The organism is Mycobacterium sp. pUA109 (assembly GCF_041287095.1).
In the GTDB taxonomy this organism is placed as follows: Bacteria; Actinomycetota; Actinomycetes; order Mycobacteriales; family Mycobacteriaceae; genus Mycobacterium.
The window spans coordinates 43,747-68,258 of sequence record NZ_JBGGKS010000027.1 but is presented as its reverse complement, the minus strand read 5'-3'; the positions used below and the strand labels follow the sequence as shown (position 1 = coordinate 68,258).

At 68.2% G+C, this 24,512-nt stretch carries 30 protein-coding genes; 9 read left to right on the top strand and 21 right to left on the bottom strand.

The features are described 5' to 3' along the window. Window positions 1-55 precede the first annotated feature (55 nt). Window positions 56-1,597, bottom strand: coding sequence for a PucR family transcriptional regulator (locus ACAG26_RS24535; RefSeq protein ID WP_370485684.1), 1,542 nt, complete (start codon window positions 1,595-1,597; stop codon window positions 56-58). Window positions 1,598-1,603: 6 nt separating this feature from the next. After that, the gene (locus ACAG26_RS24530; RefSeq protein WP_370485683.1) at window positions 1,604-2,059 is read right to left on the bottom strand and encodes a MarR family winged helix-turn-helix transcriptional regulator; all 456 of its coding nucleotides are present in this window, start codon (window positions 2,057-2,059) and stop codon (window positions 1,604-1,606) included. A gap of 97 nt (window positions 2,060-2,156) precedes the next feature. Between ACAG26_RS24530 and ACAG26_RS24525 the strand changes: the two genes are divergently transcribed. After that, complete coding sequence (locus tag ACAG26_RS24525) at window positions 2,157-2,582, top strand: heme-binding protein (RefSeq protein ID WP_370485682.1); 426 nt, start codon at window positions 2,157-2,159, stop codon at window positions 2,580-2,582. Window positions 2,583-2,596: 14 nt separating this feature from the next. Here ACAG26_RS24525 and pgm read toward each other — a convergent pair whose 3' ends face one another. Next, entirely contained in the window at window positions 2,597-4,231 is a 1,635-nt protein-coding gene (gene pgm / locus ACAG26_RS24520) for a phosphoglucomutase (alpha-D-glucose-1,6-bisphosphate-dependent) (RefSeq protein WP_370485681.1), read from the bottom strand. A gap of 75 nt (window positions 4,232-4,306) precedes the next feature. Between pgm and crcB (ACAG26_RS24515) the strand changes: the two genes are divergently transcribed. Genes crcB (ACAG26_RS24515) through mbtN form a run of 5 tightly spaced genes read left to right on the top strand, consistent with a single transcriptional unit; the run spans window position 4,307 to window position 8,126 of the window. Further along, complete coding sequence (crcB, locus tag ACAG26_RS24515; RefSeq protein ID WP_370485680.1) at window positions 4,307-4,705, top strand: fluoride efflux transporter CrcB; 399 nt, start codon at window positions 4,307-4,309, stop codon at window positions 4,703-4,705. Continuing rightward, window positions 4,702-5,073, top strand: coding sequence for a fluoride efflux transporter CrcB (crcB, locus tag ACAG26_RS24510; protein ID WP_370485679.1), 372 nt, complete (start codon window positions 4,702-4,704; stop codon window positions 5,071-5,073). Before crcB (ACAG26_RS24515) ends, crcB (ACAG26_RS24510) begins: the two co-directional genes overlap by 4 nt. Window positions 5,074-5,128: 55 nt before the next feature. After that, window positions 5,129-5,389 carry an acyl carrier protein gene (locus tag ACAG26_RS24505; RefSeq protein ID WP_370485678.1) on the top strand — a complete coding sequence of 87 codons (261 nt, stop codon included), beginning with the start codon at window positions 5,129-5,131 and terminating at the stop codon, window positions 5,387-5,389. Next, window positions 5,386-6,975: a long-chain-fatty acid--ACP ligase MbtM gene (gene mbtM / locus ACAG26_RS24500; protein WP_370485677.1), complete on the top strand. Its 1,590-nt coding sequence runs from the start codon at window positions 5,386-5,388 to the stop codon at window positions 6,973-6,975. Before ACAG26_RS24505 ends, mbtM begins: the two co-directional genes overlap by 4 nt. Further along, the gene (gene mbtN, locus ACAG26_RS24495) at window positions 6,972-8,126 is read left to right on the top strand and encodes a mycobactin biosynthesis acyl-ACP dehydrogenase MbtN (RefSeq protein WP_370485676.1); all 1,155 of its coding nucleotides are present in this window, start codon (window positions 6,972-6,974) and stop codon (window positions 8,124-8,126) included. Before mbtM ends, mbtN begins: the two co-directional genes overlap by 4 nt. Here mbtN and ACAG26_RS24490 read toward each other — a convergent pair. From ACAG26_RS24490 to ACAG26_RS24470, 5 genes are all read right to left on the bottom strand, one after another. Next, entirely contained in the window at window positions 8,123-8,728 is a 606-nt protein-coding gene (locus tag ACAG26_RS24490) for a GNAT family N-acetyltransferase (protein WP_370485675.1), read from the bottom strand. The genes mbtN and ACAG26_RS24490 overlap by 4 nt on opposite strands. Window positions 8,729-8,794: 66 nt before the next feature. Beyond that, window positions 8,795-9,160, bottom strand: a complete 366-nt coding sequence (locus ACAG26_RS24485) for a DUF488 domain-containing protein (RefSeq protein WP_370485674.1) — start codon at window positions 9,158-9,160, stop codon at window positions 8,795-8,797. Window positions 9,161-9,176: 16 nt separating this feature from the next. Next, a complete protein-coding gene (locus ACAG26_RS24480; protein ID WP_370485673.1) occupies window positions 9,177-10,964 on the bottom strand; it encodes an acyl-CoA dehydrogenase family protein in 1,788 nt (595 codons plus the stop codon). Between the two features lie 73 nt (window positions 10,965-11,037). Further along, the gene (locus tag ACAG26_RS24475; RefSeq protein WP_370485672.1) at window positions 11,038-11,613 is read right to left on the bottom strand and encodes a hypothetical protein; all 576 of its coding nucleotides are present in this window, start codon (window positions 11,611-11,613) and stop codon (window positions 11,038-11,040) included. A 54-nt stretch (window positions 11,614-11,667) separates the two neighbouring features. Further along, on the bottom strand, window positions 11,668-13,428 hold the full coding sequence (locus ACAG26_RS24470; RefSeq protein ID WP_370485671.1) for an amidohydrolase family protein: 1,761 nt from the start codon (window positions 13,426-13,428) through the stop codon (window positions 11,668-11,670). Window positions 13,429-13,520: 92 nt separating this feature from the next. Here ACAG26_RS24470 and ACAG26_RS24465 point away from each other — a divergent pair, with 92 nt between their 5' ends. Continuing rightward, on the top strand, window positions 13,521-14,192 hold the full coding sequence (locus ACAG26_RS24465; protein ID WP_370485670.1) for a TetR/AcrR family transcriptional regulator: 672 nt from the start codon (window positions 13,521-13,523) through the stop codon (window positions 14,190-14,192). Between the two features lie 221 nt (window positions 14,193-14,413). After that, window positions 14,414-14,587 carry a hypothetical protein gene (locus ACAG26_RS24460; protein WP_370485669.1) on the top strand — a complete coding sequence of 58 codons (174 nt, stop codon included), beginning with the start codon at window positions 14,414-14,416 and terminating at the stop codon, window positions 14,585-14,587. 66 nt (window positions 14,588-14,653) lie between these two features. Here the strand turns inward: ACAG26_RS24460 and ACAG26_RS24455 are convergent, their stop codons facing one another. The 11 genes from ACAG26_RS24455 to ACAG26_RS24405 all read right to left on the bottom strand — a co-directional run bounded on the left by ACAG26_RS24455 (window position 14,654) and on the right by ACAG26_RS24405 (window position 21,084). Further along, window positions 14,654-14,878 carry a hypothetical protein gene (locus tag ACAG26_RS24455; RefSeq protein ID WP_370485668.1) on the bottom strand — a complete coding sequence of 75 codons (225 nt, stop codon included), beginning with the start codon at window positions 14,876-14,878 and terminating at the stop codon, window positions 14,654-14,656. Then, window positions 14,875-15,036: a hypothetical protein gene (locus tag ACAG26_RS24450; RefSeq protein ID WP_370485667.1), complete on the bottom strand. Its 162-nt coding sequence runs from the start codon at window positions 15,034-15,036 to the stop codon at window positions 14,875-14,877. Before ACAG26_RS24450 ends, ACAG26_RS24455 begins: the two co-directional genes overlap by 4 nt. Window positions 15,037-15,038: 2 nt before the next feature. After that, entirely contained in the window at window positions 15,039-15,524 is a 486-nt protein-coding gene (locus tag ACAG26_RS24445; protein ID WP_370485694.1) for a DUF2746 domain-containing protein, read from the bottom strand. Further along, on the bottom strand, window positions 15,488-16,045 hold the full coding sequence (locus ACAG26_RS24440; RefSeq protein ID WP_370485666.1) for a hypothetical protein: 558 nt from the start codon (window positions 16,043-16,045) through the stop codon (window positions 15,488-15,490). Before ACAG26_RS24440 ends, ACAG26_RS24445 begins: the two co-directional genes overlap by 37 nt. Then, the gene (locus ACAG26_RS24435) at window positions 16,045-17,574 is read right to left on the bottom strand and encodes a GH25 family lysozyme (RefSeq protein ID WP_370485665.1); all 1,530 of its coding nucleotides are present in this window, start codon (window positions 17,572-17,574) and stop codon (window positions 16,045-16,047) included. Before ACAG26_RS24435 ends, ACAG26_RS24440 begins: the two co-directional genes overlap by 1 nt. Continuing rightward, window positions 17,574-17,882, bottom strand: a complete 309-nt coding sequence (locus tag ACAG26_RS24430) for a hypothetical protein (protein WP_370485664.1) — start codon at window positions 17,880-17,882, stop codon at window positions 17,574-17,576. The genes ACAG26_RS24435 and ACAG26_RS24430 overlap by 1 nt, the downstream gene beginning before the upstream one ends. Then, window positions 17,879-18,244, bottom strand: coding sequence for a hypothetical protein (locus tag ACAG26_RS24425; RefSeq protein ID WP_370485663.1), 366 nt, complete (start codon window positions 18,242-18,244; stop codon window positions 17,879-17,881). Before ACAG26_RS24425 ends, ACAG26_RS24430 begins: the two co-directional genes overlap by 4 nt. 13 nt (window positions 18,245-18,257) lie before the next feature. Further along, entirely contained in the window at window positions 18,258-19,310 is a 1,053-nt protein-coding gene (locus ACAG26_RS24420) for a PPE family protein (protein WP_370485662.1), read from the bottom strand. A 3-nt stretch (window positions 19,311-19,313) separates the two neighbouring features. After that, the gene (locus ACAG26_RS24415) at window positions 19,314-19,820 is read right to left on the bottom strand and encodes a phospholipase D-like domain-containing protein (protein WP_370485661.1); all 507 of its coding nucleotides are present in this window, start codon (window positions 19,818-19,820) and stop codon (window positions 19,314-19,316) included. Window positions 19,821-19,949: 129 nt separating this feature from the next. Beyond that, entirely contained in the window at window positions 19,950-20,381 is a 432-nt protein-coding gene (locus ACAG26_RS24410) for a hypothetical protein (protein ID WP_370485660.1), read from the bottom strand. A gap of 76 nt (window positions 20,382-20,457) precedes the next feature. Further along, the gene (locus ACAG26_RS24405) at window positions 20,458-21,084 is read right to left on the bottom strand and encodes a hypothetical protein (protein WP_370485659.1); all 627 of its coding nucleotides are present in this window, start codon (window positions 21,082-21,084) and stop codon (window positions 20,458-20,460) included. On the opposite strand from ACAG26_RS24405, the gene ACAG26_RS24400 reads away from it, so the two are divergent. Beyond that, window positions 21,071-21,709, top strand: a complete 639-nt coding sequence (locus tag ACAG26_RS24400) for a hypothetical protein (protein ID WP_370485658.1) — start codon at window positions 21,071-21,073, stop codon at window positions 21,707-21,709. The genes ACAG26_RS24405 and ACAG26_RS24400 overlap by 14 nt on opposite strands. Here ACAG26_RS24400 and ACAG26_RS24395 read toward each other — a convergent pair. Together ACAG26_RS24395 and ACAG26_RS24390 are read right to left on the bottom strand one after the other, a co-directional pair. Continuing rightward, window positions 21,690-23,660 (bottom strand): carbohydrate binding domain-containing protein, encoded by a 1,971-nt coding sequence (locus ACAG26_RS24395; RefSeq protein WP_370485657.1) that lies wholly within the window; start codon window positions 23,658-23,660, stop codon window positions 21,690-21,692. The two genes, ACAG26_RS24400 and ACAG26_RS24395, sit on opposite strands and share 20 nt — an antisense overlap. Beyond that, window positions 23,657-24,505, bottom strand: coding sequence for a hypothetical protein (locus tag ACAG26_RS24390; protein WP_370485656.1), 849 nt, complete (start codon window positions 24,503-24,505; stop codon window positions 23,657-23,659). The genes ACAG26_RS24395 and ACAG26_RS24390 overlap by 4 nt, the downstream gene beginning before the upstream one ends. Between the last annotated feature and the right edge of the window lie 7 nt (window positions 24,506-24,512).

The window sequence follows — 24,512 nt, the reverse complement described above, 5'->3', positions numbered from 1 at the left end:
CCATGGTCCTGGCGTGAGCCGGTCCGCCGTTTGCCCGGATCCGACAACGACGGACTCAGTGTTTGTCGACATCCGACATACCGTCGGTGGCGGCCAGTTCGATCATCATCGCGAACCGCTTGCGCGCGTCGTCGAGGCCCAGGTTGGTCACCTCGGCCATTCGGCGCAGCCGGTAGCGCATGGTGTTCTCGTGCACGCCCAGCCGCTCCCCCGCCTCCGCCAGGTCACCTTGCGCGGCCAGCCAGGCCCGCAGCGTGGCCACATACTGGGTGGCGTGCTCCGCGTCGTGGCGGCGCAACTCGGCGACCGGTCCCCGGGCCGGCACCCGCCCGGACCGCGCCGCCGTGCGCAGCCGCTGCAGCAGGATGTCATCCCAGGACTCGTCGTAGACCGGCGCCGCGGTGGTGGCCGGGCTGACCTCATGCAGCGCCAGGCATTCGTCGGCCTCCCGCCGAGCCGCCGCCAGCTCCTCGGCCGAGGCGACCGCGCTGATCCCGGCACGCACCGTGGCCCGGTTCGGTAACGCCGCCTGCAACCCGGACAGCCAGCGGCGCGCCTGCGCGGCGTCTTCGGCCGGCAGCAGCGTGTAGACGGTGTTGGCGGCCAGTGCGCTGCGCCCCGGCCGCGACCAGCCGAACCCGGTGGTGACGCTTTCGAACGCCAACAGCAGCGCGGCGTGCGACTCGGCCGCGATATGCGCGTGGACGGCGATCACCCGCAGCGGTGCCCGCGGCAAGCCCAGCCTGCCGGCCAGCGTGGCCGCGTCGGCGGCGCCATCCAGCAGCCGGATCACCCACTCCGACTCCACTTGACGTTCCAGGTCCGCGCTCGCCCGTGACCGCAACACATGCAACGTGACGGTGCGCGCGCCGTCGGCCAGCGCCGACAGCGGGGCCCCGGTCAACGGCGTCGGGCAGGCCACCCACACCGCGCCGAGCAGCTCACGACCGGCCCGCACCGCCACCACCATCCGGCCGGTCAACCCATGCTCGTCGTCGGCGGCGACGAACAGCGGTTCGTCCGAGACCGCCAAATGCGTGAAGACACCGCGTTTTTCGAACAGGGCACGCAGCGGCTCGGCGGTCTGCCGGTTCAGGATGGTGGCGGCGCGGGCCGGGTCGGCGTGCTGTTGGCGCCGCGAATAGGCCAGCACCCGGCACAGTTCGTCTTCGATGGTGACCGCGCCGCCGACGGCGTCGGCGAGGCTGTCGGCCAGCGCGAACAGGTCGGTGGGGCCGCGACCGGATTCGGTTTCGCGGCCCTCGAGCACCAGGCCGTAGACCACGGCGGCCAGTTCGCTCCACGACACCGCCGGATCCACTTCCATCACGGCGATCGACTCGCCTTCGCCGACGAACGGGGTGGTGTCGTCGTCGCCGCGCACCAGCACCACCACGGCCCGCACCGACACCGCCCACCGCACCGCCTCTTTGACCGAGCGCGCGCCGACGGCCATCAAGACATCGCCGACCACGGCCCGCTCGGCGGCCTCGTGCATGACGACGCTGCTCAGTTCCGTCGAGCGCGGCACCGAGCAGAACCGCAGCCGGACGCCGTAGCTGCCCAGCACGTTGACCAGACGGTCCAAGGTGACCATGCGCGGTCAGGTGCTCGACGCGGAACTTCGCGCCGCGGCCTGCAGAGCGCCGTCCGCGAGTCGGGTGAGCAGTGTTTTGAGCGTGTCGCGTTCGGCGGCGCTGAACTCGGCGGCGAGGTCCGTGTCGAGGTCGGCGACGCGGGCGTCGGCGACCTCGAACAGCTCTCGACCCCGATCCGTGAGCCGGAGCTCGATCAGGGTGCGATGTACGGGATGTGGTCGGCGGTCGACCAATCCGCGGGCTTCCAAACGTCCGACCGTGCTGTTCATGGTCTGCGGGGTGACCTGGCATTGCCGCGCAAGTTCGGCGGCGGTGATGCCGTCGTGCAGGCTCAAGATTGTCAACGCGGCGTGCTGAGCGGGTGTGACGCTGTACTCCCGCAGCACCTGCTCTTTGGCCTGCTGGGTGGCCTGTTCAGCGCGTTTGACCACCCAGACCAGCCGCCCGGTGTAGTGCCCCACGAGGTCCAGCGTACCGCTGAGACAAAGTACCCTTACTTTTATATGTATGCTGCTCATAATCAGCATGCTGATAACGCACCGAGAGTTGAAGGGAACTATGACCGATATCGTTCGCCACGTTGCCAGCGTCACCAACGCGACCGCTCTACGGATCGTGCACGCGGCCATCACCGCCGCCGAAGACGCGGGGGTGCCCGCCGCGATCGCCGTGGTCGATGCCGCCGGACATCTGAGCGCCTTCGCACGGATGGATGGTTGTGTCGTGCAGGCCATCCAGGTCTCGCAGGACAAGGCGTACACGGCGGCCGGGTTCGGGATGGCGACCAACCAGTGGCATGAGGTGATGCAGCAGGATGCCCCGCTCGCGCAGGGAGCCCCGGCCGGCATGGACCGGTTGATCACGTTCGGCGGCGGCGTGCCCATCAACGTCGATGGCCAGGTAGTCGGCGGAATCGGTGTGTCCGGCGGCCATTGGAGCCAGGACCACCAAATCGCCCAAGCCGGGCTGCAGGCCATCGGTTAGCACATAAGCACTGGTCAGCCGATGACGGTATCCACCAACTCTTGCGCGGTCTCTTGCACCTGCGCCAAATGCTCGGGACCGCGGAAGGATTCGGCGTAGATCTTGTAGACGTCCTCGGTGCCCGACGGGCGGGCGGCGAACCACGCGTTGGCGGTGGTCACCTTCAGCCCGCCCAGCGGGGCGTCGTTACCGGGGGCGGCGGTCAGTTTCGCGGTGATCGGCTCGCCGGCCAGCTCGGTGGCGGTGACCTGATCGGCGGACAGCTTGGCCAGCCGGGCCTTCTGCTCGCGATCGGCCGGCGCATCGATGCGGGCATAGCTCGATGCGCCGTACTTGTCGGCTAACTGCGTATAGCGTTGCGACGGGGTGGAACCGGTGACGGCGAGGATCTCCGCGGCCAGCAGCGCCAAGATGATCCCGTCCTTGTCAGTGGTCCACACCGATCCGTCGCGGCGCAGAAACGATGCGCCCGCCGACTCTTCGCCACCGAAACCGATTGCCCCGCCGCGCAACCCGTCGACGAACCATTTGAAACCGACCGGCACCTCCACCAGCCGCCGACCGATGCCGTCGACCACCCGGTCGATGATCGAGGAGCTGACCACGGTTTTACCGACGGCGATGCCGGCGGGCCACGACGGCCGGTGGGTGAACAGGTAGTCGATCGCCACCGCCAGGTAGTGGTTCGGGTTCAACAGGCCGGCGTCGGGCGTGACGATGCCGTGCCGATCGGCGTCGGCGTCGTTGCCGGTGGCGATCTGGTAGTGGTCCCGGTTGGCGATCAGTGACGCCATGGCGTCCGGTGAGCTGCAGTCCATCCGGATCTGGCCGTCGGTGTCGAGCGTCATGAACCGCCACGTCGCGTCGACCAGCGGATTGACCACGGTCAACTCCAGGCGGTGCCGTTCGGCGATCTCGCCCCAGTAATCCACGCTGGCCCCGCCCAGCGGGTCGGCGCCGATCCGCACCCCGGCCGCGCGGATGGCATCGATATCGACCACGTTCGGCAGGTCGTCGACATAGGCCGCCAAATAGTCGTGGCGTTGCGCGCTCGCCCGCGCGCGGGCCCAGGGCACCCGTTTCACCGCGGCCAGCCCGCCGCGCAGGATCTCGTTGGCGCGCTTGGCGATCGCGCTGGTGGCGTCGCTGTCGGCCGGTCCGCCGTGCGGCGGGTTGTACTTGAAGCCGCCGTCGCGTGGCGGGTTGTGCGACGGGGTGACGACGATGCCGTCGGCCAACGCCTGGGTGCGTCCCCGGTTGTGGGTGACGATGGCGTGGCTGACCGCCGGGGTTGGGGTGTACCGGTCCCTAGCGTCAACAACGGCGGCGACGTTATTGGCGGCCAGCACCTCCACCGCCGACACCCAGGCGGGTTCGGACAGCCCGTGCGTGTCGCGGCCGAGGAACAGCGGCCCGGTGATGCCCTGCCCGGCCCGGTATTCGATGATGGCCTGGGTGGTGGCCAGGATGTGGGCCTCGTTGAAGGCGCCGTCCAGCGCGCTCCCGCGATGCCCCGAGGTGCCGAACACCACCTGCTGCGCGACGTCGTCGGGGTCGGGATGAACGGCGTAATACGCCGTGACCAGATGGGGCAGGTCGACCAGGTCGTCGGGCTGGGCCGGTTGACCGGCGCGGGGGTGGGCCACCATGGCTCCCCATTGTGCCGGTGTTGGCGCCGGTGCGCCGCTTCCCCGAGTCGGCGCTGCCGCGATACGTTGCCTGACGTGCTGGGCCATGACAACCGTGAGGTGGCGGCGGTTTTCGCCGGAGGCGCGCTGGGGGCCACCGCCCGCGCGGTGCTAGACACCGTCGCCGCCCCCGACGCCGGGCACTGGCCGTGGCCGACGTTCATCGTCAACATCGTCGGCGCGTTCCTGCTGGGCTACTTCACCACCCGGTTGCTGGAGCGGCTGCCGCTGACCAGTTACCGCCGCCCGCTGCTGGGCACCGGGCTGTGCGGCGGGCTGACCACATTCTCGACCATGCAGGTCGAGACGCTGCGGATGCTCGAACACGGCGCCTACGGGCTGGCCGTCGGCTATACCGCGGCCAGCGTCACGCTGGGGTTGCTGGCGGTCTATGTGGCCACCGCGCTGGTGCGCCGCGCCCGGGTGCGCTCATGACCTCGCCGGTGCTGCTGTGGGCCGGGGTGATGGCGCTCGGCGGCGTGGGGGCGGTGCTGCGGTTCATGGTGGACCGCGCGGTCGCCCGCCGCGCGGCCCGCTCGTTTCCGTTCGGCACGCTGACGGTGAATCTCAGCGGCGCGGTGCTGCTCGGCGTGATCAGCGGTCTGGCGCTCAGCCCGCACGCCGCGCTGCTGGCCGGCACCGCGCTGGTGGGCTCCTACACCACGTTCTCCACCTGGATGCTGGAAACCGAACGGCTGGGTGAGGAGCGCCAGATCTGGCCGGCGGTAGCCAATCTGGTCGCCAGCGTCGGCTTAGGGGTGGCCGCAGCATGGCTCGGGCAGTGGATCGCCGGGCAGCTGTGACACGCGCGGAGGTAAGGCTAGCCTAGCTTTACTTGCCCGTGTAGCCTCGGGCGCCATGAATCCGTCAACCACTGCCGCGGTGAGTGCCGCCCTCAAAGAGATCCTGCGCGACGACTTGAACATCGACATTAGCCGGGTGACCCCGGAGTCACGGCTAATCGACGACGTCGGATTGGACTCGGTGGGATTCGCGGTCGGCATGGTGGCAATCGAGGACAAGTTGGGCGCGGTGCTCAGCGAAGAGGACCTGCTGACCTGCGACACCGTCGCCGACCTCGAGGCGGCGATTCTGGCCAAAGTGCCGGCCGCGCAATGAGTGTGCTGGCCGCCGCGCTGAGCCGGGCGCTGACGACCTCACCGCACGACCTGGTGGTCCTGGACCGCGATACCGGCAACTGGCAGCGGCACCCGTGGCCACAGGTGCACGCCCGCGCCGAAAGCGTCGCCGCCCGCATCCTCGCCGAGGACGAACCCGGCGCGGTCGGTCTGGTCGGCGAGCCGACCGTCGAGGTTGTTGCCGCCATTCCCGGCGCGTGGCTGGCCGGGCAGAGCGTGTCGATCCTGCCGGGCCCGGTCCGCGGCGCCGACCCGCACCAGTGGGCTCGGGCGACGCTGTCCCGGTTCAGCCGGATCGGGGTGCGCACCGTGTTCAGCCACGGCTCGGTGCTGGAGTTGCTGCGGGCCGAGGACGCACCACCCGCGGTGCTCAACGTCGCCGACGCCGCCTCGCGACCGCGCTCGACCACGTTGACACCGGCCACATCTCAGGCTCCGGCGGTGCTGCAGGGCACCGCCGGATCCACCGGCACGCCACGCACCGCGCAGCTGCCCCCCACGGCGGTGCTGAGCAACCTCACCGGGCTGATCGAGCGGCTCGGCGTCGACCCGGCGGTGGATACCGGGTGTTCCTGGCTGCCGCTCTACCACGACATGGGGCTGACCTTCCTGCTGGCCGGGGCGCTGGCCGGGATCCCGCTGTGGCTGGCGCCCACCGCGGCATTCGCCGCGTCCCCGTTTCGCTGGCTGCAATGGCTGCACGACAGCGCCGCCACCCTGACCGCGGCCCCCAACTTCGCCTACAACGTGATCGGCAAGTACGCCCGCCGGGTGCCCGATGTCGACCTGAGCCGGGTGCGGGTGGCCATCAACGGCGGTGAGCCGGTCGACTGCGCCGGGGTGGACCGGTTCACCACCGAGCTCGCCAAGTTCGGTTTCGATGCCGGCGCCGCCTGCCCGTCCTACGGCCTGGCGGAGGCCACCTGCGCAGTGACCGTCCCCCGGCCCGGCGCCGGGCTGCGGTTTGACGAGATCCCCACTGCGACCGCCGGTTCGGCCGAGGCCCCGCGGCGGCACGCCATCCTGGGCGAGCCGATTCCGGGGATCAAGGTGCGGATCGCGCCGGTGTCCGATCACCACGCCGACGTCGTGGGTCGCGAGGTCGGTCACATCGAGATCCGTGGCACGTCGATGATGTCGGGATATCTCGGGGAGGCCCCGATCGATCCCGAGACGTGGTTCCCCACCGGCGATCTGGGTTATCTCACCGCGGACGGCCTGGTGGTGTGCGGGCGGGCCAAGGAGGTCATCTCGGTTGCGGGCCGCAACGTGTTTCCCACCGAGATCGAACGTGTCGCCGCCGAGATCCGTGGGGTGCGCGAGGGCGCGGTGGTGGCGGTGGGCGCCGGTGACGGCGCGGCGCGGCCCGGTCTGGTGATCACCGCCGAGTTCCGCGGCCCCGACGAGTCCGGCGCCCGCAGCGAGTTGGTGGCCCGGGTGGCGTCGGAATGCGGTGTCCTACCCGCCGATGTGGTGTTTGTGACGCCCGGCTCGCTGCCGCGCACCTCATCGGGCAAGCTGCGCCGGCTAGAGGTCAAACGCAACCTGGAGGCAGTAAAAGCATGAGCAGCCTCGATGAGTACCGGGCCTTGCTCGACGACGTGTTCGACCAGCAGATCGTCGACTGGACCGCGGAAGCCGAAGCCAGCGAACGCTTTCCGCGCAAGCTGATCGAGCACCTGGGCAGCGCCGGGGTGTTCGCGCAGAAATGGGGGGACGGCCAGCATCCCGATGTGGCCCGGGTGGTCGCGCTGGCGTTCGCGCTGGGCCGGCTGGGGTCGGCGGGCATCGGTGTGGGGGTCAGCCTGCACGACTCGGCGATCGCGATCCTGCGCCGGTTCGGCCGGTCGGAGTATCTTCGCACCATCTGCGAGCAGGCGATTCGCGGTGAGGCGGTGCTGTGCATCGGGGCCTCCGAGGAGTCCGGCGGCTCGGATTTGCAGATCGTGGAAACCGAGGTGCGCTCGGCACGCGACGGGTTCGAGATTCGCGGCGTCAAGAAGTTCGTGTCGCTGTCCCCGATCGCCGACCACATCATGGTGGTGGCGCGCAGCGTGGATCACGACGAGAACAGCCGGCACGGCAACGTCCTGGTGATCGCGGTTCCGACGTCGCAAGTGCAGGTGCAGCAGCCCTACCGCAAGGTGGGCGCCGGACCGCTGGACACCGCCGCGGTGCATATCGACACCTGGGTGCCCGCCGACGCGCTGATCGCCCGTCCCGGAACGGGCCTGGCCGCGATCTCGTGGGGCCTGGCCCATGAACGCATGTCCATCGCCGGACAGGTCGCGGCATCGTGCCAGGTGGTGCTCGGCGTCACCCACGCCCGGATGGTGAACAGGCGGCAGTTCGGCGCCACCCTGTTCGAGCATCAGGCGCTGCGGATGCGGTTGGCCGACCTGCAGGCCCGCGTCGACCTGTTACGGCACGGGCTCAACGGGATCGCCGCGGAGGGTCGGCTCGACCTGCGCGCCGCCGCGGCGGTGAAGGTCACCGCGGCGCGGCTGGGCGAAGAGGTGCTCGCGGAGTGCATGCACATCTTCGGCGGCTCCGGCTACCTGGTGGACGAGACCCCGCTGGGCCGCTGGTGGCGCGATATGAAGCTGGCCCGGGTCGGCGGCGGCACCGATGAAGTGCTGTGGGAGCTGGTGGCCGCCGGGATGCGGCCCGACCACGCCGGCTACGACGCGCTGATCGGCCAGCACCGGGCCGGCTAGTCGGCGGGCGGCCGCTCCAGCGCGTACAGCGCCATCCGGCGGTTGGCCATCTCGTGCTCGCCCAGGAAGGTGCAGCCGGCGAACTCGCACAGCCGCCGTGCCGTCGTGTTGCGGTGGTCCGGGTCGAACATGATGCGGCGGCACCGCGGTTCGAGTTCGAACAAGCTGGCGGCGATGCGCGGCAGCAGCAGCGGGCCGATGCCCCGGTTGATGATGTTCAGGTCGGCGATGGCCGCATGCAACCCCAGGTCGTACGGGTCGGCGTCGTACCGGGGCGCGATGGAATCCTTGGCCGCGCGGTAGATCTCGATATAGCCGTGGTCCTGGCCGTCCAGGCTGCCGACGAACGGCCGCGAGTAGGCGCCGTCGAGTTGGGCGCGCAGATAGCGGTGCCAGCGCGGCACCGGCCAGGCGTACTCCCACGCCTCGACCAGGTGGGGTCGGTTCATCCACTCGGAGATCATCGGCGCGTCGGCGTCCGGGTCGACGAGTCGCACGGAGAACGGCGCGGCCAGCTGCGGGGTGGGCGGCGGCGGGACGTTGCGCACCTCGTCGGCGAGGCCGGTCAGTTCCCGCGGCAGGATCACTTCGGCTTCAGTCATATCGAGCGGTGAGCCTACCCGAGCAACTGAGGTTAGGGTTACCTTCCCCGCTCCGTGGGCAGGCAGTCAGCGCTTGTTCAGCAGTTTGGCCAGCACCGCCGCCTGGCTGCCCTCCACATCGCGGGTCGCGGTGACCAGGGTGACCGTGTGGCCTTTGGTCAGGTCGCGCAGTTCCTGAAACGCCTCCCGGCCCTCGGGGGTGTGCAGTTCGTCCTGGTAGCGGGTGACGAACTCGTCGAAACGTTGGGGATCGTGGTTGTACCAACTGCGCAGGTCCTTCGACGGCGCGGCGTCCTTGAACCAGCGGCCCACCCGCGGGTCGTCCTTGCGGAACCCGCGCGGCCATACCCGGTCCACCAGGATCCGTTCCCCATCCTCGGGGCGGGGATCGTCATAAACCCGCGCCACCCGGATTCGGTTCTTGGTGCTCATGTCACCAACGTAACCGCTATCGGGCCGCGGCGGCGTCGAGCAGGTCGGTGGCCTCGGTGAGCGGGACGGCCGTTTCCTCCAGGAGCCGGTCGATGATCGCGTCCTCACCGTCGAACTTCTGGTAGCTCAGCGGGTTTGACGCGCACAGCCGATGGTTGATCACCAGGCGGGAGATGAGCAGCCGACGGGCGTCGCCGCCGTCGGCCCCGAAGTCGGCACCCTCGGTGGCCAGCAGCACCGCCGTGATGGCGTTGTACAGCCCGGTGGCCGCGGTGCGGCACTCGGCTTCACCGTCCGGGTCGGCGGCGAGTTCGGCGGCGAATTGCAGTGCCCGGTCCAGGTAGCGGGCCAGCTCGGCGCGCAGACCGTCCGGCACCGCCGACGCCGCCAGCAGAGCATGCATCGCGGCGTGGACGGCCTGGTCGCCCTTGTTCTTCTTCACCGCGCGGGTCACGGCGTCCAGCGCGTTGATGTTGCTGGTGCCCTCCCAGAGGGTGCCGAGTTGGGCGTCGCGCACCAGCCGGGCGTGCACGAAATCCTCGATGTAGCCGTTGCCGCCGCGCACCTCCAGGGACCCGGCGGCGACCTTGATGTTGTCGCGGCAGGCACGGAATTTCAGCAGCGGGGTGATCAACCGCAGGGTGGCGTCGTCGTCGATATCCATCAGGTGGGCGGCGTAGGTGACCATCGACAGGGCCTGCTCGGTAGGCACCATGATCTTCATCAACTGCCGCCGCAGCAGCGGTTTGTCGATGATCTTGCCGCCGAACGCGGTCCGGCTGCGGGCGACGACCAAGGCCTCGTTGAGACAGCGGCGCATCATGGCGGCGGCGCGGGCACCGTGCGAGATCCGGCACAGGTTGACTTGCTCGATCATTTGGGCGAACCCACGCTGCACGTCGCCGACCAGGTAGGCGGTGGCGCCGTCGAGCAGCAGTTCCCCGCTGGCCATCGACCGGGTGCCCAACTTGTCCTTCAACCGCGCGATCCGGTAGCTGTTGCGGGTGCCGTCGGGCAGCCACCGCGGCATGGCGAACAGGCCCAGGCCCCGCGTTCCCGGTCCGGCGCCGGTCGGCCGGGCCAGGATCATCACCACCTCGGCGTCGGTGTGTGAGCAGAACCATTTGTCCCCGAACAGCTTCCACTCCTGCAGCCCCAACGCGTTGCGCCCCACGGGCTCGGCGGTGGTTTCGAGGGCGCCGACGTCGGAGCCGCCGGCCTTTTCCGTCATGAACTGCGCGCCCTTCCACAGGATGGCTGGATCTTGGGAAAGCATCCGCGGCAGCAGATACCGTTGCAGCGCTTCGCTGCCGAAGCGGCCGATGATGTAGGCCGAAGTGTCGGATCCGCTGACCGGGCACAGCAGCCCGAACTCGGCTTGCCCGAACAGATATTGCAGGGCGAACTTCACGCTCGGCGGAAGGGGATCGGGCCAGTCCAGCACACCGCCGCGGTGGGTGACGGCGTGCATGCCGAATTCCTGGTAGGCGATCTTCTCCATTTCGCGGTAGGACAGGTGGTATTCGATCCAGTCCTCGTCGCGGCCGAACTTGTCGCGGGGGTGCAGGATCGGCGGGTTGCGGTCGGCGAGCCGGGCCAGCTCGTCGAGTCGGCCGCCGGCGAGTTGGCCCAGCCGGTCGAAATGGGGTTGCAGGTGGGTCAGCAACTCCGGCGCCAGGTAGCGGGTCATCAGGTCGCGAAACGCGCGGTCATGCCGCCAGAAGTTGATGCCCTGCGCTTCGTTGGCCAGGTGTCCGACCGGCGCGGGCACCCTCGCCGCAGCGGATTCGACGGTGGCGGTCATCGGCCCCTCCTACTTCGCGACGTGGAGGCTTGGTTTCCACGATAGGTCCCGGGCCGCCGCCGGCGACAGCGGCTCAGCGGTGGCACAGCCGCTCGACCGAAAATTTCTGGTCGAGTTCGGCATCGGCGATCAGTTCGCCGCCGCGCAGTTCGCTGATCGTGTGATCGACCGCGGCGGCGTAGTGGTCGTGCCGCGACGTGATCGTCCGCCGGGTGCGCTCGGTGATCTCCTGCTGCTTTTCCGGCTTCCCCGCGGCATTGCGCAGGTCGGCGGTGCCGGCGTTGACGGCGTCGGCGATGTCGGTCTGCGTTTCCAGGACAACGGCGTCCAAAAACTGCATCCGCCCCAGGATGAAGTCGTCGCCGCCGCGCGCGGTGGCGTGGATCAGCCGGGAGGCCACATCCTCATCGGTGGGCCACATCGCCGTCTCCAGCAGCGCATACGGGTCGTCGGGCCAGGTGCTGCCGCCGGTGGGGTTCGCGCACGGCAACGGATGGTTCTTCCACAACCGGGACAACTCCACCCCCGACATGGTCGGCTCCGGCGCGCTGGTCACCGCCGCCCCGCCGGTGACCCGATCGCAGGCCACGCCGAGCACCACCAGCGCCGTCGCACACCATGCCGCCAGGGCCAGTTTCCGCCCCGCCATCGCCCCATTCTGCGTCGCCGGTGGCCTCCCCGGCGGGCAAACGGGGACTGGCCTTTAGCGCGCCCCGCGCACCAGCCGGCCGGGCCGCGCACCGGTGTCGACGCCGTCACGGCGGGTCACCACCCCGCCCACGATGGTGGCGGCATAGCCGGAGGCGCCCTGCACCAGCCGGTGGCCGCCGGCCGGCAGGTCGTAGGCCATCCGCGGGGCGTGCAGGGTCAGCGCCTCCAGGTCGATCACGTTGACGTCGGCCTTCTTGCCGATGTCGATGACGCCGCGGTCGGTCAGCCCGAACAGCTGGGCGGTGTCGTGGGCCTGTTTGCGGATCACGTACTCCAGCGGCAGCTGCGGCCCGCGGTGGCGGTCGCGCGCCCAGTGGGTGAGCAAGAAGGTGGGATAGGACGCGTCACAGATCATGCTGCAGTGGGCGCCGCCGTCGGACAGGCCCAGCACCCCGGCCGGGTGGGTCAGCATTTCTCGGATCGCGTCGTGATTGCCCTCGGCGTAGTTGAACAGCGGCAGCATCAGCATCGCGCCCGCATCGGCTTCCAGCATCAGGTCATACATCGTGGCGAGCGGGTCCTCGCCGCGTTGCCGGGCGATCGCGGCCACGGTGCGGTCGGCGGTGGGCTCATAGTCGGGCGGCTCGCCCAGGGCGTAGAGCCGATCCGCGGAGTGCTGAGCGAAGGCGAACATGCCGTCGAAGAGGACGGTGGGGTCGATCGGCAGGTCGTCCTCGGCCAGGATGGCCGCCCGCACCGCGGGCTCGGCCAGCCGGGCGGCCAGTTCGTCGCGGCCGCACTCGGCTTTGAGCCGCTGGTAGGTCGGGCGGTGCGCGAACGCGTGGTGGCCGGGGAAGCCCAGCAGCATCCCGAACGGGCGGGCCGCGACCTGCGGGTGCAGCCGGCTGCCGTCGTCGTGGGCGGCCGCGGAGATGTCGAGCTGTTCGCGCCACAGGTTCGGGTCGGCGTCGACCTGGATCAGCGCGAAGCTCAACGCACAGTCGATTTCGGCGCCGAGGCGCCGCATCCATTCCATTTCCTTCTTCGGCGCCACGATGTCTTCACCGGCCGCGCCTTGCGGCGCCAGCTCGAACACGGCGCCACCGCCGGCGGCCATGGCGCGCCCCAGCGCGAACAGTTCGTCTTCGGCCGCGAACGTGCCCGGCACCGGTTCACCGTCCATGGCCCGGTGGGCCAGCGTGCGCGACGACGAAAACCCCAGCGCCCCAGCCTCTACCGCCTCGCGCACCAACCGGGCCATCGCCGCGATGTCGTCCGGGGTGGCCGGCTCGTTGCGGGCGCCGCGCTCCCCCATCGCGTAGGCGCGTACGGTGCCGTGCGCGATTTGGCTGCCGACGTCGACGGCCAGCTCGCGGTCGCCGATGACGTCGAGGTAGTCCGCGTAGCTCTCCCAGCCCCAGGTAATGCCTTCGGACAGCGCGGTTCCCGGGATGTCTTCGACGCCCTCCATCAGTTCGATGAGCCATTGCTCGCGCCCGGGTCGCACCGGGGCGAACCCGACACCGCAGTTGCCCATGACGACGGTGGTCACCCCGTGGGTGCTGGACGGCTCCAGCACATCGTCCCAGCTGACCTGCCCGTCGTAGTGGGTGTGGATGTCGACGAAACCCGGCGCGACGATCTTGCCGGTGGCGTCGATGGTCTCGGCGGCCGCGCCGTCCAGCGGCGGGTCGTTGGGCCCGCGCCGGCGGAGCGCCACGATCTTGCCGTCCTTGACGGCCACGTCGGCGTCGAATCGGTCCGCGCCCGTTCCGTCCACGACGGTGCCCCCGGTGATCTTCAGATCGAACACGATTTACTCCTCATTCCGCCCTGCCCGCAGCTACAGTGGCGAATGTAACACCGTTACAGAACGGGCATCGGCGGTTTCGGAAAGGCGGGGCGATGACGACGCAGACGACCGGCAGCGGCGGGAAAGGCCACCATGCCGTCAGCGCCGAGACGGTCCTGGACGTCGCGGCCCGGCTGATCGAGCAGGGCGGGGTGGAGGCCTTCTCCATGCGCGGGCTGGCCGAGCAACTCGGGGTGGCGGTGACCTCGATCTACTGGCATGTCGGCGGCAAAGACACCCTCTTCGATCGGCTGGTCGACCGGTTGCTGAGCCAGATGGCGAACCTGCCCGTCGCGGGAGACACCGCGGTGCAGCGCATCGCGTCGCTGGCCCGTGCGCAGCGCGCGGCGCTCATTGAGCGGCAACACCTGCTGCGCATCGCCCACGAACGTGATCGGACACCCACCTTGTTCCTGCCGATTCAGCAGACGTTGGTTGCCCAGCTGGCCGAGCTGGGGGTGACCGGCGCCGAGGCCGCGCTGGTGCTGCGCGCGGTGCAGGTGCACGTCATCTCGTCGGCGGTGATGCAGTTTTCGGCGGTGCGCGGCGCCAAGCACGAGGAGGAGGACCCGTCGCTGTGGACCGACGACTGGCCCGACCGGGAACTCGTCACCGCCCTGCAGTCCCCCACCGACTACGACGCCGTCTTCGAATACGGGCTGGCGGCGCTGCTGGCGCCGCTGCAGCATGCCGGCGCGGTGCGGCCACAGAAAAAGGGCCGCTAAATCTGCGGCCCTTTTCAGTGGAGCTGCCGGGAATCGAACCCGGCTATTTTTCGACCGGAAATAGCCTCTGAGCTGCAAAAACGCATCGGTGTAACTCATCCGGTAGTACCCGGCCGAGCGTCGCCCGACCTGGGAAAACGCCTCCGGGTGTGGATGGCCATCCACACGCCTCGCATGCTCCCGGCATCTCCAGCCGGGAATTTGCTGGTAGTGCCCCTACGATGACCGCCGAGCTTCACGCCCTGGCCCGGCAATGGGACGACGAGGCCGCGGCGCACCGTTCGCTCGGCGCGGCACTCGGCGACCATGAGTGGATGCAGGAGATGTGCAAGGCGATGGCCGACGCCGCCAGCCGTCACGCCGCTCAGTTGCGCGCGGCGCTGGACTTCCACTAGACGACGAAAGGCCCCCGATGGAGCGCCGGAGAGTGGAGCGCTCGACACCGAGGGGCCGGTATCAGGTCAGCGGTGGCGTAGCACCGTGAGACCGTGAAGCAGATCGAGTCGGGGTGGCAGCGCGCCGAGCAGATGCAGCGCGACGTAGGCGACGGGCAGCCGGGCCAGCACCGGCCGGCAGCGGTTCCAGCGGCCCATCCCTTCCGACAGCGTCTCGCCGGCGGGACAGCACGCGTCCCACGCGGCGACGCCGGCGACCAGCGCGCACCACGCGCGCTCGGATGGCCTCATCGGTGGCCCTCGGTCCAGCGCGTCAGCAGCCAGTCGAGGCGACTGTCCCAGAACAGCTCGCGCTCCAGCTCGCCCTGAGCCCGAGCGCCGCGCAGCTGAGCCAGTGCGCTGGTGATCTGTTCGGCAAGCGTCATCCGCTTCGGCCCCAGGACGGCCATGGCTACATCGGCTCGCCGTGGCGCCGGCGCCGTTCGTCGGCCCGGCGGTCGCCCTCGATGCGCTCGCGGCGCTCGTCTCGCAGCTCGCCGCGGATGATGCCCATGTCCTTGCGGATGCCGCTGATGTCGCCGCCGTGCGAGATGACGTGGTCCTTGACCTCGGTGACCTGGCGGCCGATCACCGCGACGTTGGCAGCCGTGGATTCGGCGAGCCGCGCCACCTTGTCGAGGTCCTCGCGCAGGTTCGAGTCGTGCGTGTTCTTCACCTGTTCGCGGACCTCGGACACCTTGCCGTCGACGCGGCCCATCGTGGCCAGCAACGAGTCGGTGAAGTTCTTCCAGTCGGCGCTGGTCGTCTGCTGCTTGGACGCCTTGTGGCCGCTGACCTGAGCGAGCGCGACGACCACAGTGCCGATCAGCGAGACCAGCGCCAGGGTGACCGCTGGCCAGTTCACGCCACGGCCTTCCACGCCTGGGTGTCCGACCATGCCCACCAGTCGCACGGCGCGCAGTTGCGCTCGTCACCGGTGCTCGGGTGGGCCCAGCCGACGAGCCGGTACAGCGCCGCGGCCAACGAGCTGCACACGACGTGGTCGGGCATCGCGCCCGTCGGCCAGTCCCAGATCGGGTCAAGCAGCTCGCCGAGGTCGTCGACGCCAAGCGCATCGCATGCGTCTTGCGCGATGGCAACCCAGTCGTACGGCGTGCCCATCGCCTTGTTGGCCGCGGCCAGGAACACCGACAGCTGGCCGGCCGAGCGCGGTTGCGCGTAGTTCGATCGGGTGCGGTGGTCCTTGAGGAACCGCGTCACATCGACCGGGCCGACGCCGCCGGGCTGGCCCTGCACACCCATCCATGCGCCGGACTTGGGATCCTGGTGGGTGACGATGACGACGTGGCCGGCGATGTCGGGCTTGCCCTGCAGTCGGGCGCCGAGCCGGATCAGACGGGCGAACAGCGAGTTATCGGATGCGACGGCGAGAACATCGCCGGGGCGGGCGGGCAGCATCAGGCCGCCCCGAACGGCTCGGTTTGACTCCCCGCCAGCGCCACGAAGTTGTAGATCGGCGTCGTGTCGTAGGTGTAGTGGTCGGCGTTGCCCGTCGCGGCCAGGAACTCGAACCCGTTCAGGATGGCGTCGACGGTGTTCATCGGGTGCGCGAGGTTCGCGACCACGCTGAGCGCCGTGGTGAGGTCGAGATTTTGCACGGCGTTGAAAATGGTCTGTTCGACCGAGCCCACGCCGTTCTGCGGGCAGTTCGCGTACAGCTCCGTCGCGCCCTTGTCGGCGTCGTTGGTGTTGACGAAGTCGCCCCAGAAGTGGGTAACCGGATTCGGCAGGTGCGGCTGCATCTGTTCGGCCGTCATGTTGACCGGGCCGTTCGAGTTGGTGCCCTGCGCGATACCGCCGGTGTCGCTGCCATCGATCTGTCCGGGCATCGGCCAGCCTGCGAACTCGTTACCGGATGCGTACCCCTCCAGTCGTTGCGGGTTGCCCCACACGGCAACGGCGACGATGCGCTGTAGGATGTCCGTCCGGTTGAACTGGTAGCACCATTGGATGAACTGGCAGACCACCATGGCGCCTTGGGAATAACCAAGCAGGATCAGCGAATTGTCGCCGTAGGTCGTCCCCGGCGTGATGTTGAAGCCGGGATAGGTCTCGCCCGTGGTCAGGTAGATGAGCGATTGCACACCCGCCGTGACGCTCGGGCCCATCGGGAACGTGGCCGCAGGATAGTCGCCAACCGGCTGCCAGAAATACCGATCCGGCTGCGCGGCGGCAAGCTGGGAGCCGACCATCGCGGGCTGCGGGCTGCTGGTGTCCCACATGTTCGTGCCAGTGCCTGAGACGGTCAACAGGACGTGCTTGGCCGACGGCGCGGACGGTGCGGGCGCGCCGCTTCCACTGAACAGCGCGGCCAGTTGGTCGGCAGTCCCGCGGAAGGCGTTGCAGTCGACGGAGAACGATCCGATCTCTGCGGAGTCGGTGAACTGCCAGACGACCGGGTTAGCGCCGCCGTAAGCCGTCCAGCCTTCGCCGTTGTCGCCGCCGGACTCGACGTACTCGGTGCTGGCGTAGTTGCCCTGGTACTCATAGGCCGATGACACGAGGCCCGGCACGTTGGTCAGGTCGGGTGAGCCGATCTGCTGCCAGTACCAATGCGGGATGTAGGACAGCGCGACGTGCACGCCCGCGTTGTTGAACGCCTGGACGACAGCCCAGAAGTTGGCGATGTCGCCCGAGTTCGCCTCAAAGTCGAGCATCACTTGCGAGCCGCCGCCGTTCGCCAGCCACGTTTGCGCCTGGGATGCAGGATCATTCGTGGTGACGTAGTGGTATCCGATGCACGGCAGGTTGTTCGCCGCGCACCAATCGCGCACGACGGGCCAGTACGGGTCCTGGTAGTAGTTGCCTTCGGATACCTTGTGGCACATGGCGCTAAAGCCCTGCGGTACAAGTAGTTCAAGAAAGTTAATAGCCTCTTGGTTACTGCTCCATTGATTGTTTGAGCAGTCCGGGTAGTAAACGGTCATTAGTCAATCTCCAGTTTCTCAGCGATGCGCTTCACCAGCTCGTAGGTCTGGCGGTCGACAACGCAGTCGGAATCCATCATTTCGTCAGTGTTGTTGGCAGCCTTGGCCGTAACGTAGGCAATCATCGGCTGGGTAACGCCCGAGTAGATCGTGAGCGCGACCATGAACCGCAGCCAAGCCGGGTCTGCGCCGGGGTGTAGCAGTTCCCATGCGGAAACGGCGATGCAGAATGCGATGGTCTGCCAGACGCCGCCAGCGCTGGTAAACCAGCGGTTGAACGCTTCGAGCGCGCGGACGTGCAGCCTCACTCGATGACCGTTCCGGGGTGCGCGTCATCGGGGCGCGTGCCGGGCTTCCCTTCGCCCATGTCGACGCCGTCCACGCTGACCTTCGCGCCGCGCTTCGGCTTCGGCGGCGTGTCGGTGGTCGCGGTGCAGAGCGCCGCGTAGAAGTCGGGCTCGACGGTGGCGACGTGACCGCCCCGTTCTACCTCCAGCGATTTGCCGTCGAGCGTCAGTGTCAACGCCACATCCACGGTCGCGGCGATCCTGTGGCGTCCCTCCCGTAGTTCCCAGGTATCCGCGTCCGCCGCGTACTCGGGCATGCGGAACGTCGCCGTGACGGTGTGCCCGTTCTCCAGCGCCTCGACGGCCTGGTCATAGGTGAGCATGATGTCCTCTCGGTCAGCCGCCAGATGGCGGTCGGGGTACGACTTTCGGGGCGATCCCGTACTCCGGGTCAGGGCGTTTGCGGCGCTCTCCGTTGCGCTGTCCAGCACCGAGCGGCATCGCCAGCGGCACCGCGCGTTCCTCGGCGGCGAGCGCGGCTGCTGCGGGGCCTGCGCCACCTGCACCACCTGCGGTCGGCGGTTGCGCCCAGCTCGACGGCACCGACAGCCGCCCGATCCGGTTGCCGTTGCCGGCCGCGGCGCTGGCGTGAGCGTGCACCTTCGGAACCGTCGGCGCGGGAACGATCGGCATCGGCGGCACATCGACGGTGTTGCGGATCCGGTTGAGCACATCGGGCAGCGACGCGGCGCTGCTGACTGCCCACAATCCGGTGAGCAGCGCCAGGACATCGGTCGGTGCTTGCCATGGCCCGGACGACAAGAGCGACTGGAACGTCTCGTCTAGCCAGCCGGGAACCGTCTGGCCGCCGAGCAGTTGACTGATGATGCTCCCGACGCTGGTGGTGTCCGCGGGCTGTTGCGTCGCCTGTGTCAACGGTTGCGCGGTCTGCGGCGCCGGCGTGAACGTCGGGAGCTGGGTGGCCGCGGTCGATGCGCTGGCATACGCACCCATCGCCGCGAGGTCGGCCGCCCACATGGCGGCGTACTGCGCTTCGTTGGCCGCGATCAGCGCCGTGTTCTGGCCGAGCAGGTTCGTCGCCACCAGCACCGCGAGCTGAGCCCGGTTGGCGTAGACGGCGGCGGGCGGCACGACAGCGGCGTGTGCGGTCTCGTAGGCCAGCACCGCGGCGCGGGCCTGGGCGGCGGTCGCGTGCGCTGTCGCTGCGGCGCTCTCAAGCCATGCGATGTACGGCTGCGCGGCTGCCTGCATCGCGGCGGCGGACGGACCAGACCAGGCACCAGCTAAACCGGCGAGCGCCCAGCGATAGCCGACCGCTGCGCTTGCCAATTCGGTGGACAGCCCATCCCACGCCATCGCCGCTGCGGTCAGCGGCGCCGAACCGGGCCCCGTGTACATCTGGGTCGAGATGACCTCGGGGGTTAGCATCGTTCATCGCTTCTTGGCCAGCATGTTCGCGTGGGTTTGATCGATGCGCGCCCGCGTCTCGGCCGCCACGTACGGGTCCGCGATGACCACCAAGGCGTTGGACTGCTTCGACTCGCCCGAGTCCGACCAGTTCGTTGACCCGGTAACCGTCCAGATCCCGTCGATGACCACGGCCTTGAGATGCATGATCGCGCCCCGTTCGCTGCGACCGATGGCAAGCGACGACGCCGGATAGTCCTCTTCGGCCAGCAGCTTTCGCTCACTGACGCCCCCGGCCTGCGTGCTGTCCAGCGTGAGTTGCACGAAACACTCGCTGTCGATCAGCTTGGACCGAAGCACGTCGGCCAGCTCGTCATCGGCGAACCCGTACATCGCCACGACGAGACTGTGTTGCGCGCTCTTGAGCAGATACAGCAGCGCGCCGTGCACGTCGTCGACCGGACTGTAGAGCGTGCGCTGATTGTCCGGGTAGCCGGGCGCCAGTGGCTTCTCGCGGAACTTGTCGAGCACCGACAGCGAGTAGAGCGGGTGCGCGCTAGCTGTCATCGCCCACGTCCTCGATCAGGCACACGGCGATGTAGGCCACGGTCTCGACGACCGCGACCGCGAGGATTGCCGCGCCGAGTGCGTAGAGCATCATCACGAGTGCGTGATGGTCGCGATACCGCTGGCGTTCCAGGTGACCTCGAACGTCCCCGACGTGTCGGAAATGGTGCCCCCGAAGTTCACGTAGCCGACCAGCGGGTTGGATGCCGCAGCGCCCGGTGTCGAGTCGTAGACCACGGCGTACGCGGCGCTGATCGATGAACTGCCCCACGACACATTGCCGCCCGTGAAGGTCAGCACGTCGCTCGCGTAGCTGGTGGCCGTTGACGCGATGGTCGCGCCCCCAGCCGTGTAGCCGGTGCCGGTGATCTCGTACGAGCTGACATCGGACTGGTACTGATGCGTGTCCGACGGCGTGTAGGAACTCGACAGCAACATGACCATGAATGTGTCGCTGTTGAGGTTGATCTGCTTGTTGCCGAGGCTCTTGAGGAAGCCGCCGTAAAGCGTTGCGGTGACGGACATGTCGGCCTTTCGGTCAGTTGGTGGCGTCGTTTCGGGTACTGTCCGGCCATGCCGGTCGATCTGGTCGGAACGGCAGCTACGGGATCAGCGGGACACCGACGGCACCGAAGTAGGTGGACGCTTGAGACGCGCTGAAGCTCACCGTCGACGCGCCGGGAGCGTCGCCGATAACTGTCGCTAGGCAGGTGTTGTTGACACCCGCTTGGTTCCAGCGACTTGTCTGGTTGAAGCTGGAGAACGAGCTGTTCTCGGCGACGCTGGCGAGCGCGCAGAAGACGATATCGCCCGTTGCCGCAGGAACCGACAGAGATGCGGTGGCGCTACTGGCCGCATTGGTCGCGACCGTCCCGAATGATCCAACGCCGATGTACGACACCGAGTTTGCGGCGAGTGCGGAACTAGCCGACATCGTAATGGTGACGGCCTGTGAACCGTTCGGCGGATTAAGCAGCCCCCACACGTAGAGGCGGTAGTAGGAGAACGTCGACAGGTTGTAGAAGGTAAGCGCCTCAAGCAACGTCATCGACGTGCCGCCAGCCGTGGCCGAAGCCGTGACACTGGAGGACGTGTTTTGTGCGCTCGCCGCAACCAGGATCGCGTTGGCGGTCGATCCGATGACGTGTGTCCAGCTCAACGACGTAGCCGACGCATGTGACCCCGCGCCCGTCGCGTCATAGGCCACATTCGGATTGACCGCTGTCACGCTCGGGACCAGCATCGAGGCAGACGCCGACATGACCGGCGGCGCAATCGTGTCGATGGCACCGACGGATGGCACGAGCATGGCCGACGTAGCCCTGGCGACCGGAGCGGCGATGGTGGCCGATGCGCTGATCGACGGGACCGGCATGGACGCGCTGGCCGACATGACCGGTGCTGGGAGCGCGACGGTCGTCGATGGCACCAGCATTTCGGCGGTCGCACTCATCACCGGGACGGCGATGTTGATCTGGCTACCGACAGCTTCGGGCGTGGGCATCTGCGCGGTTGCTGCCATGACCGGCGGCGTGATCGTGCTGGAATGGGTCAGCGTCGGGATCAGCATCGCCGACGTGGCCGACATCGTTGGGGCCGCGATGATGTCGAGGGCCTGGACGGTCGGCGCTGGCATGGTGGCGGTCGCGGTCATGGTCGGTGCGGCAATCGTGGCATCGGCCTGGACGCCTGCGCGGGGAACGGGCATCGCAGCGGAGGCTGACATGACCGGCGCGGCCACACTCGCGTTGACCAACGCCCACCAGCCGGTTGCTGTCGTCGGCGTGTTGGTCGGCGGGGTGGTGAACCAACCGGGGTTCCAGGGGGTGGTCATCAGTTCGAGAGTTCAATGACCGCGCTGCACCAGTTCGCGGACGGACTGATTACCGCAGAGAACGACGCGGAGCCCTGAGAGTCGCCTATCACTGCCCCGCCCTTAGGTCCAGCTGCGTTCGCATACAGGTTGTATCGCTGGTTTCCGCCGGTGAAGCTGGTTATCTGGCAGTGTCCCGAGGACGAGTACGACGTACCGGCAAATATGGCAACGGCCATGTTTTCCGTCGCGGCCAACGTCACCGACTCCGACATCGATCCGGCGTTCGTGCCGCTATTCGAGTTGGTAGACGCGATTCTCGCAGCCATATACGAGACTGAATCGCCGCCGATCATCGTAAGCTCACTGCCCTGCGCGCTTATCGAGACGGTCTGAGCGCCAGACGGCGGCGACTTAAGCCCAAACACATAGATGTTGATGCCGTCCGTGTTGATAATTCCGTTCCCGTTAACGAGTGTCACAGGTGCGCCTACGACGAATATCTGATCCATCGCATCAGCGCCGAACGATGCCGCGACGGACGTCGGGGCGTTCTGGAAAAATTCGACAATGACCGGCACAAGCACGTAGGTATCCGTGCTCGCGATGGTGTGCGTCCACGATGTAGACAGCGATGAAACCTCGTTGCCGGCGGAATTTCCACCGGCACCCGCAGCGCCAAATACCACGGTTGCCGGCGTGATTCCAACGACGTTCGATGCTGGAATCGCCGTCGCACCGGCCTTCACCGTCGACACGGCATTCCCCGTCGACGTGCCCCCGTTGAACGCCTGGAACAGTCCGTCGATGACGCCCTGGACATCGTTGGCCGCCGTCGACAGCAGCGACCCGACCTCGGCCGCCGTCGACTGCGCCGCGCCCTGAATCAGCGCCTCGATGTTGTTGACGGAGCTGGTGATCATCGACGCCAGATCCTCGACCGTCGCAGCACCGGCAGCGGACAGCAGCGACGCGATGTCGTTTGCCGCCGAGGTTGCCGTAGACACGGCTGACTCCAGGTCAGTGACCAGGTTCTCGACGAGGTTCTGTGGCATCAGTCCGGTCGCCGACAACGAGCCGTCATCGAACCACACCTGACCGGCGGTCGCGGCGGCATTCACCGTGAGCTGCAATCGGATCGTATCGACGCCTGAGGGCACCGTGTACGTGCCGGACAGCTCCGTCCACGACGCAGACGCCGCCGGATTGCTGATGGCCTGAATCTGCGTCGTCGCGACCGCCGAGCCGGACAAGTACGTTGCGATGTCCAGCTCCAGCGCGGCACCGGAAGCCGCGAGTCCCGACCACTTGGCCCACGCCGAGGCATTGAACTGCTGGCCCTGGGTCACCGGGATTGGGTTCGAGATCAGCTGCAGCTGCGTACCGTTGGCCGTCACCGTGGCCGAACCGGGAGACGTGTGGCCCGTCGTCGCGTCGTAGGTCCAGATGCCGTCGCCGGACAGCGATGTCGAACTGTTGAAGCCGGGGTTGATCAGCAGTTCGGGCGTCGTGTTGCTGATCTGAGAGACGGAGACGGGGCCGATGGAGCTGGGGAGCAACTGGCCGATAACGTTCGCGCCGTTGACGAACGCGGATTCGATCTCGCCGACGATGTTGGCGCCGGGGATCTGCTTCAGCGCATTCTCGACATCGGTGACGATGTTCCCGGTCGACGAGAAACCGAACGCGGCCAGGATGGCGTTGCCGATGTCCGCGCCGGCAGACTCCAGTGCCGAGGCCAGCCCCGCGATATTGCCCTGCGGGATGTCGGTCAGCGCCGTCTCCAGCTGGGCGAGCATGTCGTTGACCGGACCCTCGACGGCGGTCAGCCCGAGCGCGCCCAGGATCGCGTCGATGATGCCCTGAGTGAACGACTTCAGCAGCGCCTCGGCCCACTGCACGAGCTGCTGCTGCGTGAACAGCGGCTTCGGCGTCGTGTTGTTCTTCGGGCTCTGGTGAATCCCCGGATTAGGGGTGATCGGATACGTCACGACGAGGTCAGGATCGGGGACACCTGCACGGAGAACGCGCAGTCGGCACTCGCGATCGACCAGGAATCGCCCGTCGACGCGACCTGGGTGGCGTAGAAGACGATGGTCGCCGAAGTCCCCGACGCCACCTGCACGTTGGCCGCGGTCGCCCCGGCGGGAGGGGCTGCCATCAGCGCCACTTGCTGACTGGTCGCACCGATGCCGCCCTTGCCCGAGGCGACCTGTTGTCCCGAGCTGCTGCCGATGCACGCCGTCAGCTGCACCTGTGTGTTCGCGGTGCCGCCGACGACGGCAAAGCCCTGGCAGATCGGGTTCCATGCGGTGGCCTGCGCGGGGACCGTCACCGAGCACAGCTCCTGCGCGCCGGTCAGCGCGCCGCTGATCGAATTGATCGACGACGGCCAGTACCAGGCCGGAACCAACTGCGGCTGGTACTCGAACAGGCCCGTGACCGAGTTCCAGACGATGGTGGCGGCGTTGGTCACCGTGCCGACCAAGTCCTGAGCGGCCGAGATCAGGAATGACCCGACCTCACCGGGCGACCCGGCATGTAGCGCGATGTTCAGGTCATAGACCGCGGCGACACCCGGACCGCCGGGACTGATCTGCGTGACGGACGCGGGAGGGCTGGGAAGCGCCGACCCGTAGGCAACCTCAGTCAGGTTCACGTTGCGCCACATGGCCGACGGACCGGGCTGGCCCTCCATGAGGGCGGGCAGCGTGCCGAGTCCTCCCTTGGGGGTGATGGTCAGCGTCGCCATGCCGGTCGTCTGATCAAACGCGTTGTTGATCGTCAGGGTGCAGTCGTCGACAACGATGGAGTTACCGTCAACACTAATGCCCACGTGAATG